This is a genomic window from Methanoregula sp., from assembly GCF_003170075.1.
In the GTDB taxonomy this organism is placed as follows: Archaea; Halobacteriota; Methanomicrobia; order Methanomicrobiales; family Methanospirillaceae; genus Methanoregula.
Genome location: NZ_PMZU01000035.1, coordinates 76,026 through 87,899 on the forward strand (window position 1 = coordinate 76,026; position 11,874 = coordinate 87,899).

Sequence of the window (11,874 nt, forward strand, 5' to 3'; positions counted from 1 at the left end):
TATGCAGTGCGATGCGTGCCGGCGCGAGGCGCTCATTTTCCAGCCCTATTCTGGAAAGCTCCTCTGCCCGATGCATTTTCTTAAGGATTTTGAGACCAAGGCCAAACGCACCATCCGTTCTCATGGATGGCTGCGCCCGGGCGACCATATTGCCGTCGTGCTGCCGGGCGATGCTGCGGGCGCGGCTTTGCTCGCGTTCCTCGTAAAACTCACCGCAGACCGTCGTGACATCCGGCTCTCCGCGATCACTGTCGACACCGGGATCAGCGGCAACCCTGCACCCGAGCAAGCCCGCAAGGTGGCGGTTGCCTGCGGCGTCGAATGGCTCTGCAGCTCGTTTGCGGAGCGGTACGGCACGACGATGGATGCGATCATACAGCAGGACGGGCGGGAGGCAGCCTGCCGCTCCAGCCGGGTGCTCAGAAACGATCTGATCGGGGAGAGCGCAGAAGCACACGGTGTCACCCGGTGTGCATTTGCCACTACCGTTGACGATTGCGCAGGAACTTTTTTTTCAGGCCTGCTCTCAGGAACAATCGAATGCACCCTCTTTCCTTCCGGTGCGACAGGAAAAACACGCATTCCCGCAATCCGACCTTTCATGGACATCCCGGCGCCTGAAGTCATCTGGTACGCGGAACTGCACCCGGAGTGCGCCGGTTGTGGTGCCCTGCCTCCCTGTGCTGACAGCGATCCCGGTGCAGATGATGCTCTGGCGGCGCTCGACGCTTACGATCGCCGGCACCCGGCAACAAAGTTCGCACTCGCAAACCTTTCCGGCACCCTTGCCGGTATCGCTGCTGCGCAAGGGCCGCCTCCGTTATGCCAGGAATGCGGCGAATCGATCGACGGTGAGGAATGCGAAGCCTGCTCCATCCGACGGAAATTTGACCGGAGGTCTGTATCATGAAAGACCGGAAAAGTGTTGTCTGGCGGATCATCCACACGTCCGCATGGATGCGGGTCCTGATTTATTTCGTGCTGTTCGCCCTGCTCATTCTCATCTATACCATTATCTTCCACCGCTTGTACCCGCAGCTGGAGGGGACACCGGTAGACTGGTCGCAGTCGGTCTTATTCGTGATCCAGACGATCACGACCACGGGGAGTCTTCTTACCTATCACTCGGACGAGATGATCCTCATCTCATCGATCATGATGCTCTCGGGAGTCATCATGATCTTTATGGTCATCCCCCTCATCCTCACCCCGTATCTCGTCGCGATGCTCCGTTCGGGACCGGCCCGCCGCACGCCCCGTGCCCTCTTCCACCACACCGTGATCGTCGGGAACGGCGAACTGTCCCGTGCTCTCGTGGAGAGCCTGTCCCTCTCGGACAAGGAGGTGCTCCTTGTCGAAGAAGATGAGACCGCGGCACGCGAACTTGCACGGAAACACCGCCATGGGGCGTTTGTCATATGGGGAGATTATGACGATCCGCAGACATGGGAGCAGGCATGGATCAAGAACGCGGATTTCGTGATCCTCTGCGAGAACGAGCGGACGACGGCGAGCATTATCCTTGGGATACGGGGGCTTACTTCGGCCCGGATCATCTCGATTGTCGACAAGATCTCCTTTGACCGGTACCTGATGTATGCCGGGGCGGAGTACGTGCTCTCCCCAAAACAGGTTACCGGGAGGATTCTTGCCCGGCATGCCGTCCTCAACCCGGCAGGGGATACCGAACCCGCCATCCCCGGTCTTGACCGGCTCACCATCAACAAGGATGAATTCCCGGAAAAGACTCTCCGGCTGATCCATATTCCGGTCATGCCCGAAAGCAATGCGGCGGGAAAAAAGCTCGGCGAGCTGGATCTGTACGGGCAATATGGCATCACTGCCCCGTTTATCTGGAAAGCGGGCAGGTTTATCTCCCGCCCGGAATCGTCCGAAACGATCGATACCACCACCTCGCTCTTTTTATTCGGGAGGGTGGACACTCTCCGCAGGGCAGTCCACGAAGAACTGGAGGTCGACAAAGAACAGATCGGCCACGCGGTCATCGCGGGATTCGGGGACGTGGGATCTGCCGCATACACCGAGATGGTGGCATCGGGCATCTCCTGCGTGGTGGTCGACGCAAAGAAGTATGACGTGAACGAGGTAGTCGGGAACGCCGAGGACGAAGGAGTGTTGCGCGAGGCGCGGATCGAAGAAGCCCGGTTCTGCATCGTCGCACTTAACAACGATGACGTCAATATCTTCACCACGCTGATGGCACGCAACCTCAATCCCGGCATCCGCATCCTTGCACGGGCAAACGAGCCATCCTCCGTGGAGAAACTGTACCGGGCGGGTGCGGATTATGTCGCACTGCTCCCACGGATCGGCGGCCAGACGGTCGGCAGGATCGTGCTCGCTGATACAATCACGGTCCTGGTCGATCTCCCGGACGGCGAGGTAGTCGTATTAAAACAGGTCCGGCACTCCACGGATATGACGGTTGGGAGTGCCGGAGGCGCAAGCGGCGTGCGGTTCCTGGGGATTGAGGCCCCGGACCGGGTCATTATAGCACCCCAAAAAACAGAGGCGCTGCGGGAAGGCGATTCGGTGATCGTGGCGGGGAATATCGAACAGTTAAAAAGATTTATCCGCTTATTCTAACAGAGGAGAAGAGATATGGCCGCAGAACTCGGGTGCAGGATGGGACAGGTCGAGCAGATGATCCGGTATGCCTACTGGAACAGCGGGTGCACGGGAATAATCGTCGGCGTTTCCGGGGGAGTAGACTCTGCGCTCGCCGCTGCCTTCTGCTGCCGGGCGATAGGGCCGGACAAGGTGCTTGGGCTCTCCCTGCCGACATCGGTAAGCAACCCGCAGGATGAAAAGGATGCACAGGAGCTTTGCGCCGGCCTCGGTATGGAGCACCGGGTAGTAAGCATTGACCCCATGCTTGCGGCCTTTAAGACCCTCCCGGGCTTTGTTGAGTCCCCGTATCTGCTCGGGAACCTCATGGCCCGGATCCGGATGACGGTGCTCTATTACTACGCGAACCGCGACCACCGGCTTGTCTGCGGCACCTCGAACCGGAGCGAGTACCTGCTTGGCTACTGCACCAAGTACGGGGACAATGCGGCGGACATCCAGCCGATCGTCCACTTCTACAAAACCGAGGTCTACGAAATGGCACGGGAGATGAAGATCCCGAAGCCGATCCTCACAAAAACGCCGTCGGCCGGGCTCTGGGCCGGGCAGAGCGACGAAGGCGAGATCGGACTTTCTTACGCCGAGATCGATGCGGCGCTGAAAAACCTCGACGCAAACGGCTGGAAGGCCGCTTCCCCGGCCGAGGAAAAAGTGCTGGCACGGGTACAGAAGAATACCCACAAGCGCCAGCCGGCCCCTAATCTTTTAACAGTCCTTTAAAAAGGTCCGGGTATTTTTCCGGCTCGTTTAAGAATGCAAGGGCCTCACGGTCGCCAATCAGGGAGTAAATTGACCCGGCGCAGGCCCGGCCGGCCGTTCCCTGTCCTTTAACCGCGGTGCATTTTCGTGCCGGCGGTACGTCCGGGTAGTGCAGGTTTTTTATGATCCGGCCGTCGCTCATGACATAGTAGGCCGCCCCGTGGAGAGTCTCATACTCCCCATACTCGCTCTCAAACGCGGTGGAGACCAGGTTTGCCAGAACGAGCGTAGTGTCCGGTGACGGGTTGATGGTGATATGACCGTAGCCCGGCGGGATGATCACGCACGCCCCGGTGCTCGCGAGGACGAGGATAACATCGTCCAGCCGGCGTGACTGGAGGAGAAACTGTGCCGTCCCTTCCAGAACTTCGTACAGTTCCGGGTACCCGGTGCCGACGGGGTTATCCGGGTGATAATGCCCTTTTGTCTTGACATGCTCGCCACAGAGATCCCGCGAGGGAATGACGGTTATGTCATAGCGGAGACGGTGATTACAAAGCCAGCGCCGGTCCGCCTCCGACCGTGCCAGGTCGCGGTACATGTAATAGAGGGGATCGCTCGCCGCGCACGTGGGATCTGCAAGGACGGGACGCATCTCCCGGATCGTACGTATCCCCGGCGCCGGCAGCGGCCCGTTCCACCCGCACCTCACTTTTTCTTCCTCACAACGAACACGTAGTAACCGACAGCGGCAAGGATCACCGCGACAACAGCGACGATCTCGAGCAGTTGTACCAGGGCAGGGGTTGCGGGCCGGGGCACCACCTGGACGTCTGCCTTGAAGGTATCGGAGATCTGGCTGTTGTCGAGAGCGTCACGGTACCTGACTTCGGTATCGAGCGCATACGTCGCGGGTGCGGCCCCGCTCGCGGCGCTTATCGCGTACCGGGCGGTCGCTTTCCCGCCGGGCGGGATATCGCCAAGGTAGGCAGTAGTGTCCGAGCTTGAGAGCGGGTCAACCATTGAGAGCCGGGCCTGGGCGTTGTGAGCCGTAATGATCCCCATATTCTGGTATTCCATCACGACCACGCTTGTTTCACCCTGCGTGACAACTGCCGGGGGCGAGGTGATAGTAAAACTGAGTTTAGCTTCCACCGGCACCCCGATCGTATCGGTCGCCGAAGTGACCGTATCGCCCTCCGCGTTGGTGTAGGTCACCGCCACGTCGATCGGGTAGGTCTGTGCCTGTGCATCAGCAGAGATGGCGACCTTGTACAGGCAGGTAACCACCCCGTTTCTCGGGAAATCCCCGATATAGACGTTATTGTCGGTCGGGATCACGGCACTGCTGCCGCTTTGCAGGAGCTTGACGGTCGCCTGCTTCCCGTCCTCGTAGCCGATATTTTTAATTGTCAGGTTGACGTAGCCTTCTGTTCCCACGACCAGGTTCGACACTACGGCATCGAGCACGTCGATCTTTACTTCCGGTTTTATCTTGATCGTGAGCGGGATCGTCACGTTCACGGGGGTGTACTGGGACTGGATCGTGTCGCTTGTCAACTGATCTGCAAGGTTATTCGTGAGGTACTTGTACTGCACGGTCAGGGGAAGCGTGTATTCACCGAGCGTCGCGTCAGAGGTGATCTTTGCCGTGAATGTCGCGGCAGTCTGTCCCGGGCTCTTGATATCACCCAGGCTCTGCGGGTCGGTCTTGATGACGATCGGGGCAGTTCCTGATGAGAGTCCCACCGTGACGAGTTTTGCGGTTGTCGCGAGATCGACAGAAGCCAATGTGCCCTTGTCGGTAAATTTCATCGTGTTTGTACCGCCGTTCTGGAGGATGACCGTTATCGTGGCATCCTGCCCCGGAGAGAACTCGTTTACTCCGGAGATATAGGCCGTTATTTCGGGGCTTCCCCCCACATATTTTACCGCACCCAGCGCGGGCATGCAGCAGAACACTGCTGCCAGGATCAGGAGCGCGAGCGTATTATGATATTTCATCGGAAATCACGTGCTGTTGTTAGTGGTACACATTTATATCGGATCATATAAAGCGATGTGAGCCAGGCTGGACGCGAATCTTAAAAAAAACGAACAGAAACGACGGTAAAACCCGGTTTAATAATCCCGGATCTCGACCAGTTCCCTGACATCCATGAGACCCTTCATGGCCTGAGTCTGGACCCAGCGCCCGCCCTCGCGGATCGCAGCCATCGGGTTTGTGCCGCCCACCGCGGCGAGAGAGACGTACTGCGGGCTTCCCGGTACGCCGAGCAGGGGGACGTTGGGCACGCCCACTTCGAGGATGCCGGTGAGACTGCTGTCCGCGAGTTCGTCGAGTACGCTCCCCACGAGCGGTTCTGCCTCCATGTGGAACTCCCGGATATTTGCAAGGATACTCCCGCTGCCTTTCCGCATCACATCGTTAACCGACGTGATCTGCTGGGAGATGAGCACCTGTAACGGATCGATGGTAGTATACTCATAGAGGATGATATGCGTGAAACGGATTGGGGTACGGTTCTCAATTTCGACCACGCCCCCGCCGATCGGAGTTATTGGGACCCCCCGCCGGATCAAAAGACCGTCGACCGTGATGCTGCAGATCGTGCAGATGGCCGTGCACCCGTCGGGTACAACGTAATCCGCGATCCGCTCCCCTGAGGGATAGAATTTTACAAGCCCGCTGACGGAAACGCCGGTCTTGTAGGCGTCCTTGAGGATCGAGACGGCATACTCAAAATCCTCGTTTTTGACAAGTGAGAGATTGTAGACGACGTTTCCTGTCCCCTTGGCAGGATCGTAGGTTACCTGCATCGCGTAATCGTCGATACTGTGATCTACAAACTTGAGAGGCCGGATCATTGTAGTGATTTCGGCGATTACAATAGAAAAATTGTTCTATAAGCCCAAGGTAATCCTTATATGATGGAACACGACATGCGGGAAAAAGCCAAGAATGCGATGAGGCTCATTCTTGAAGCTGCACGGTTTGAGGTCGAAGAGGTGGATGAACCCCTGGACCTTTCTGCGGTCCGGGACGGGGAGTGCCTCCTTGTGCTCTGTTCAAACGATGCCGAGCTGATTGGCCAGTTTGACAAGACCAACTACAGCCTGATGGTTGACGACCATGAGATGACCTGTAAAAAGCTCCTCTTTACTCTCGAAAAGGATACCACAACAGAGAACTGCACCCAGTGGGGTATCGACGAGTTTGTCCAGTACGCGGGTGAGGCTGTGCTTGCCGATATCGTCGCGCGGGAACTTACCCTTGACCTCACACCGGGCAAGGGAAAGGTAAAGAAGGCAGCCGCTGCCGGATCGGCAGCAGGATCTGCGGAGGCCGCGGAGGAGGAGCCCTCCGGCATTTCGATTCTGCATTTCCCGGTCAAACTTTCCGAGCAGGCGGCCATCCGCACCGCAGGTGTCCAGGGAGCGGCAAAACTCCGGTTCATTCCCTACTACCTGATCCATTACACGAGCAGCGGGGAGCAGGTGTACAAGGACCGGCGCATCCCCTTCGACGCTGACGGGTGGGGTGCGATCAATGCTATCAATGGCATCAAGCTTGACCTTGACGGGACAAAAGTCGAGGACTCCGAGATCCCGGCAAACGCGGAGGTCTCTGACGCGCATATCACCAAAGAGGAGGCATCCGAACGGATGGTGACCGAGCTCGTCGAACGGCTTACCCAGAAGGTCCGGATCAAGCAGGAGAAAGGCGATGCGATCTTCTACGAGGAAAAGACCTTAAAACCGGACCGCAAGAACATCACCATCGACACAAAACAGGTCTATATCCCGGTCTGGCAGATCCGGGGCAAGAAGATCGTCGAGGTCAATGCCTTTACCGGTGAGCTCCTCTCAGAGCCGATGGACGAGGGCGTCGAAGTCTTCTGATTCTCTCCGTATGATCGTTGTTCTTGGCGGGGGTCCTGCCGGGCGGATCGCCTCGATCCGTCTCGCAGCGGCAGGAAAAAAAGTCACGCTTGTCGAACCCGGGGGAAAATCCCGGGGGATCGGCGGGCAGTGCCTCCATTTTGGCTGTATGCCGGTCTGTGCCCTCAATGATATCGCCCGAATCGTCATTCAGGCACGCAGGTTTTACGAGCAGGGGATGATCGATGCCGTCCCGGCGCTCCGGTTTTCAAAAGTTATGGATGAGACGCTTGCGGTCCAGCAGAAGATCGCCGGCATCCTCGACCAGGAGACCCGTACCGCAGGGGTGGACGTGGTCTACGGGAAAGCGGGTCGCGTCGAGGGGCGCCGGGTTTTTATTGGCGATGATCCGGTTGAGACAGAGGCGGTCATCATTGCCACCGGCTCCCGGCCGAATGTCCCGGATATCCCGGGGATCGCTCTCCATGGGGTGTTCACTCCCCATACCTTGTGGGATCTCCGCGAGCTGCCGGAGAAGATCGCCATTATTGGCGGGAGCGTGATGGCGGCGGAGTTTGCGTATATTTTCAATGCGTTCGGGAGTGAAGTGACTGTGCTCTCCCGGAGCGGTTTCTTAAAAAACCTCGACAAACACCTCCATGCCATCGCGCTTAAAGAACTTGCCGGTGTGGACATTCAGGAAGGGGCCACGGTGACCGGGATCGCCGGTACATCCCGGGTTACGGGTGTCCGGTACTCAACCAGGGGAGCGAATGCATCCGTCGATGCCGGTGCCGTGCTGCTTGCGGCCGGTCTCGTACCCAACGCCGGGATGGTAAGCGGGATCGACAAGGGACCGGGCGGGGAGATCATTGTCAACGACCGGATGCAGACGAACGTTCCCGGCGTCTATGCCTGCGGGGACGTAGCCGGGGCGCCATTTTTGACCCCGGTCGCCCGGCACGAGGGGATTGTCGCGGCCGACAACATCCTCGGGAAGGAGCGGCACATGGATTATTCCCGTATCCCTCAGGCGATCTACCTCGCTCACGACATTGCGTTCTGCGGGGCCGGTGGGGAGGGAAGTGCCTCCCTTGCCCTTCCCGGGCCGGCCGGGCCGGGGACATACTGGTCGGTGCCGTACGGCGATACCGGGCTTGCGAAGCTTTTCACAGATCCGGCATCCGGTGAGATCACCGGCATGTGCGCTGCGGGGCCGGCGGGCGGCGTCATTACCGGGTACCTCGCGTTTCTCATGCAAAGGCACATCACCGTGCACGATTTCGAGGAGTTTATAGAGGTCCATCCGTCAACGGACGGGGTGCAGGGCCTTGCAAAATATGCCTCAGAACTGTTCAGGAAACAGGACTCTCCCTAACATTTTGACGCGTCTTTTTTCCGGTTCACCTGACCCTCCCCGGCGTGCCGACCGGCGCTGTAGGTATTATTACGCTTGACATCGAAGGTATGAGGTACAGTTTAAAAGAGCGGAGCATTCTCGTGACCGATCCTTCTGAAACTCTTGCATTTGACCAGACCCGGCTCGACAAAGTCCGTGCATTGCGGGAAAAAGGCGTCGACCTCTATCCTCCCACGTTCGACAGGAAAATCACGATAGCGGACATCAGGACGAAGTTTGCGGAGATCACCCACGAGAAGAGCGAAGAGAGTGTTGCAACGGCCGGACGACTCTACATTATCCGCAACCATGGCAAGACCATCTTCGCCGATCTCGGCGATGAGAGCGGCAAGATCCAGCTTTATATACGAAAAGCCGACCTCGGGGATGAAGCATTTGATTTCTTCAACCAGTACATCGAGCGGGGTGACTTTATCGGCGTGACGGGCCACGTCTTCCGGACGAAACTGGGCGAGATTACGATCTGGGTGGATACGATCACCCTGCTCTCCAAAGCGATCTGTTCACTGCCGGAGAAATTTCACGGCCTCACCGATGTGGAGAAACGCTACCGGCAGCGGTACGTCGACCTGATCGTAAACGAAGAGAGCCGGCAGGGGTTCCGGAGCCGGAGCCGGATTATCACGTCCATCCGCAGGTTTTTGAATGACCGGGAATTCCTCGAGTTCGAGACCCCGATCCTCCAGCCGATTTACGGCGGGGCAAACGCCCGGCCGTTCACCACGTTCCACAACTGCCTCGGCCAGAAACTCTTCCTGCGGATCGCACCCGAGCTCTACCTCAAGCGCCTCGTCGTCGGCGGTTTTGAAAAAGTGTTCGAGATCGCACGAAACTTCAGGAACGAGGACATCGATACCCACCACAATCCCGAGTTCACGATGGTGGAGATCTACTGGGCCTACCACGATGTCTACGACATGATGGATCTCACCGAGGATTTCCTTTCGACCCTCATGCATGAGATCAACGGGACGCAGGAGATCAAGTTCGAGGAGACTACGATCTCGTTTAAGAAGCCGCTGCGCAGGCTCACGATGGAGGATGCGGTAAAAGAATACGCCGGCATCGACATCTTTGCGCATTCTGTCGACGAACTCCGGGCGCTTGCCGTGCAGAATCATCTCAAGGAACCGGATAAGCCAAAGAGCCAGCGCGAGTTCCTCGTGTACTTCTTTGAGAACATGGTCGAGGAGAAACTGATCCAGCCGACGTTCATCTACGATTACCCGGTCGAGAACTCGCCGCTCGCCAAGCGCCACCGCACCAAGGAAGGCTTCACCGAGCGCTTCGAGCTCTTCATCTACGGGATGGAGATGGCAAACGGTTTCTCGGAGCTCAACGACCCGCTCGACCAGAAGGAGCGTTTCGAGGCGCAGGACAGGAAACGCTTGCTCGGCGATCTCGAAGCCCAGATGATCGATTACGATTACATTAATGCGCTCGGTTACGGCATGCCGCCGACCGGGGGCGTGGGCATCGGGATCGACCGGCTCGTAATGCTGCTCACCGGCAATAACTCGATCAAGGAAGTCATCCTGTTCCCGTCCATGAAGAGCATGCAGGCGGAAGGGGAAGAGGCGGCCGGGAAGGAATCGCCCGCGGCAGAGCCGACACCGAAGAACTAAAAGGGACGTGACGGCGGAGGGCCACTACCCAAGGTCAGGCCCGTCCCACGGGCGGCGTAGCTTTCCCTTATCCTTTTTGAAAAAAGCAAGGGTTACCTGCTCGTCAGCTTTTTTCATATCCCTTGAAACCGCAGGCTCGTCCAGCGGGCCGGCGCGACCGGCCACCTTTCCTGCAGGGAGATTGGGATCTTCTCCCGGCAGCAGCGGAGGCAGGTCGATCCTCGTTGCCGGTTCATCGAGGTCTTTTATTTCGTATGGCGAGAGCGGGGTCGTATCGTTTACAACAAAATCCTGCTCCTCCGGGTAGAGCCGATCCACCTTGAAGACATGGGGAAACGGATCGTCATCCGCATCCGGAATCATGGACAATCATAAGCGCCCTGCAGGCATCAGCATTGTGATCGTATGAAAAAAGGCGGTTACCTGCGGCCCGCATACCGGAAAAACAAGAAAGAGTTCAGGCCCTGTTTATGGTTGCTGTATAGTACTGCCGGAGGGTCAGGTCAACATCGTCCGGGCAGGTATCGCAGACCGCTTTTGGCGACGGGACAACAATCTTGAACAGCACGGCATCGCCCGGTTCACCGGAACTCCCAGGCACCCATCCCGAGGTTGCCCCAGTACCAGCTCTGGTGGAGGACGGTCCCCCTGCTCCCCCGGCCGGAGGCGCCGTGCGCCACGAGCAGCGGCATGAAATGGTCGGGGTACGGCTGGGCGTGCTCTGCTGCCGGGGCGAGCGACCGATACACCGCAAGGCTCTCCGTGTCCCCGCTCGTGAGAACCCTGGTGAGCCAGTCGTTGAAGGCGACCGCCCAGTCGCCGGTCTGAGCGCCGGGGCCGAGCGCGACGGTCGGGTCCCCGAGCGGGTGGACCGCCCCGCCGCTGCCGAGGATGAGAACGCCTTCCTTTCGCAGGGGAGCGATCGCTTCCCCGAGTGCGAGGTGCCGCTCCGGGTCGAGATGTCCCTGGATTGAGAACTGGACGACAGGCATACGGGCGTCCGGGTACATCAGCATGAGGGGCACCCATGCCCCGTGGTCGAGCCCCCGGCCCGGATCCCTGTCGCAGGGGATACCAGCCGATTCTACAAGATCCGCAGTCCGGGCGGCGAGCTCCTCCGATCCTGTGGCAGGATACGTTATCCGGTACAGATCTGACGGGAACCCCGAGAAGTCGTGGATGGTTGTGGGGTGTTCCGCGAGGTTGACCGCAGGCCGCGGGGTGTTCCAGTGCGCAGAGACGCAGAGGACCGCCCTGACGCCGGGGTAACGTTTCCCGAGCGTGGTGAGAAATTCCCGGGCCGGCTCGCCCCGTTCGAGGGGCAGGGTCGGCGCACCGTGCGAGACGAAAACCGTGGGCAGGGATGCCGGAGCCATGCAGGGGAATTGGATGTCCGGGGATAAAGGATAAGGGGTGGGGGCAAAGAGCGCGGTCAGGTTTGACGGCGGGCCATCATTTGTGGGGGTCAGAAACCACCTGCTGGAATTTCTGGATGAGGTAGAGAAGGGAAAGTAACCCAGCTGACCTCACCACCCCACAACCCATATCTCTCCCCTCCCCCAACATCACTCCAATGACCCCCAGCGAAAAACCCCACAA

At 58.7% G+C, this 11,874-nt stretch carries 12 protein-coding genes; 6 read left to right on the forward strand and 6 right to left on the reverse strand.

Annotated features, from left to right (window positions below; translation table 11 throughout):
- Position 1: 1 nt before the first annotated feature.
- The 3 genes from QZN75_RS04065 to QZN75_RS04075 are packed head-to-tail and all read left to right on the forward strand — an operon-like array spanning position 2 to position 3,369.
- The gene (locus tag QZN75_RS04065; protein ID WP_292425084.1) at positions 2-910 is read left to right on the forward strand and encodes a tRNA(Ile)-lysidine synthase; all 909 of its coding nucleotides are present in this window, start codon (positions 2-4) and stop codon (positions 908-910) included.
- The gene (locus QZN75_RS04070; protein WP_292425087.1) at positions 907-2,607 is read left to right on the forward strand and encodes a TrkA family potassium uptake protein; all 1,701 of its coding nucleotides are present in this window, start codon (positions 907-909) and stop codon (positions 2,605-2,607) included. Before QZN75_RS04065 ends, QZN75_RS04070 begins: the two co-directional genes overlap by 4 nt.
- A 15-nt stretch (positions 2,608-2,622) precedes the next feature.
- A complete protein-coding gene (locus QZN75_RS04075; protein ID WP_292425090.1) occupies positions 2,623-3,369 on the forward strand; it encodes an NAD+ synthase in 747 nt (248 codons plus the stop codon).
- Here the strand turns inward: QZN75_RS04075 and QZN75_RS04080 are convergent.
- The 3 genes from QZN75_RS04080 to QZN75_RS04090 all read right to left on the reverse strand — a co-directional run bounded on the left by QZN75_RS04080 (position 3,347) and on the right by QZN75_RS04090 (position 6,216).
- Complete coding sequence (locus tag QZN75_RS04080; RefSeq protein WP_292425092.1) at positions 3,347-4,060, reverse strand: glucose-6-phosphate isomerase family protein; 714 nt, start codon at positions 4,058-4,060, stop codon at positions 3,347-3,349. The two genes, QZN75_RS04075 and QZN75_RS04080, sit on opposite strands and share 23 nt — an antisense overlap.
- Complete coding sequence (locus QZN75_RS04085) at positions 4,057-5,352, reverse strand: COG1361 S-layer family protein (protein ID WP_292425095.1); 1,296 nt, start codon at positions 5,350-5,352, stop codon at positions 4,057-4,059. The genes QZN75_RS04080 and QZN75_RS04085 overlap by 4 nt, the downstream gene beginning before the upstream one ends.
- 117 nt (positions 5,353-5,469) lie before the next feature.
- Positions 5,470-6,216: a DUF128 domain-containing protein gene (locus QZN75_RS04090; protein ID WP_292425099.1), complete on the reverse strand. Its 747-nt coding sequence runs from the start codon at positions 6,214-6,216 to the stop codon at positions 5,470-5,472.
- 60 nt (positions 6,217-6,276) lie between these two features.
- On the opposite strand from QZN75_RS04090, the gene QZN75_RS04095 reads away from it, so the two are divergent.
- From QZN75_RS04095 to lysS, 3 genes are all read left to right on the forward strand, one after another.
- Positions 6,277-7,251, forward strand: a complete 975-nt coding sequence (locus QZN75_RS04095) for a hypothetical protein (RefSeq protein WP_292425102.1) — start codon at positions 6,277-6,279, stop codon at positions 7,249-7,251.
- Positions 7,252-7,261: 10 nt separating this feature from the next.
- Complete coding sequence (locus QZN75_RS04100; protein ID WP_292425105.1) at positions 7,262-8,608, forward strand: NAD(P)/FAD-dependent oxidoreductase; 1,347 nt, start codon at positions 7,262-7,264, stop codon at positions 8,606-8,608.
- An 89-nt stretch (positions 8,609-8,697) separates the two neighbouring features.
- Entirely contained in the window at positions 8,698-10,275 is a 1,578-nt protein-coding gene (gene lysS, locus QZN75_RS04105; RefSeq protein WP_292425116.1) for a lysine--tRNA ligase, read from the forward strand.
- Positions 10,276-10,299: 24 nt separating this feature from the next.
- Here lysS and QZN75_RS04110 read toward each other — a convergent pair whose 3' ends face one another.
- The 3 genes from QZN75_RS04110 to QZN75_RS04120 all read right to left on the reverse strand — a co-directional run bounded on the left by QZN75_RS04110 (position 10,300) and on the right by QZN75_RS04120 (position 11,651).
- A complete protein-coding gene (locus QZN75_RS04110) occupies positions 10,300-10,638 on the reverse strand; it encodes a hypothetical protein (protein WP_292425108.1) in 339 nt (112 codons plus the stop codon).
- Between the two features lie 94 nt (positions 10,639-10,732).
- Positions 10,733-10,876 carry a hypothetical protein gene (locus QZN75_RS04115; RefSeq protein ID WP_292425110.1) on the reverse strand — a complete coding sequence of 48 codons (144 nt, stop codon included), beginning with the start codon at positions 10,874-10,876 and terminating at the stop codon, positions 10,733-10,735.
- Positions 10,857-11,651 (reverse strand): class III extradiol ring-cleavage dioxygenase, encoded by a 795-nt coding sequence (locus QZN75_RS04120; protein ID WP_292425113.1) that lies wholly within the window; start codon positions 11,649-11,651, stop codon positions 10,857-10,859. The genes QZN75_RS04115 and QZN75_RS04120 overlap by 20 nt, the downstream gene beginning before the upstream one ends.
- Positions 11,652-11,874: the final 223 nt, after the last annotated feature.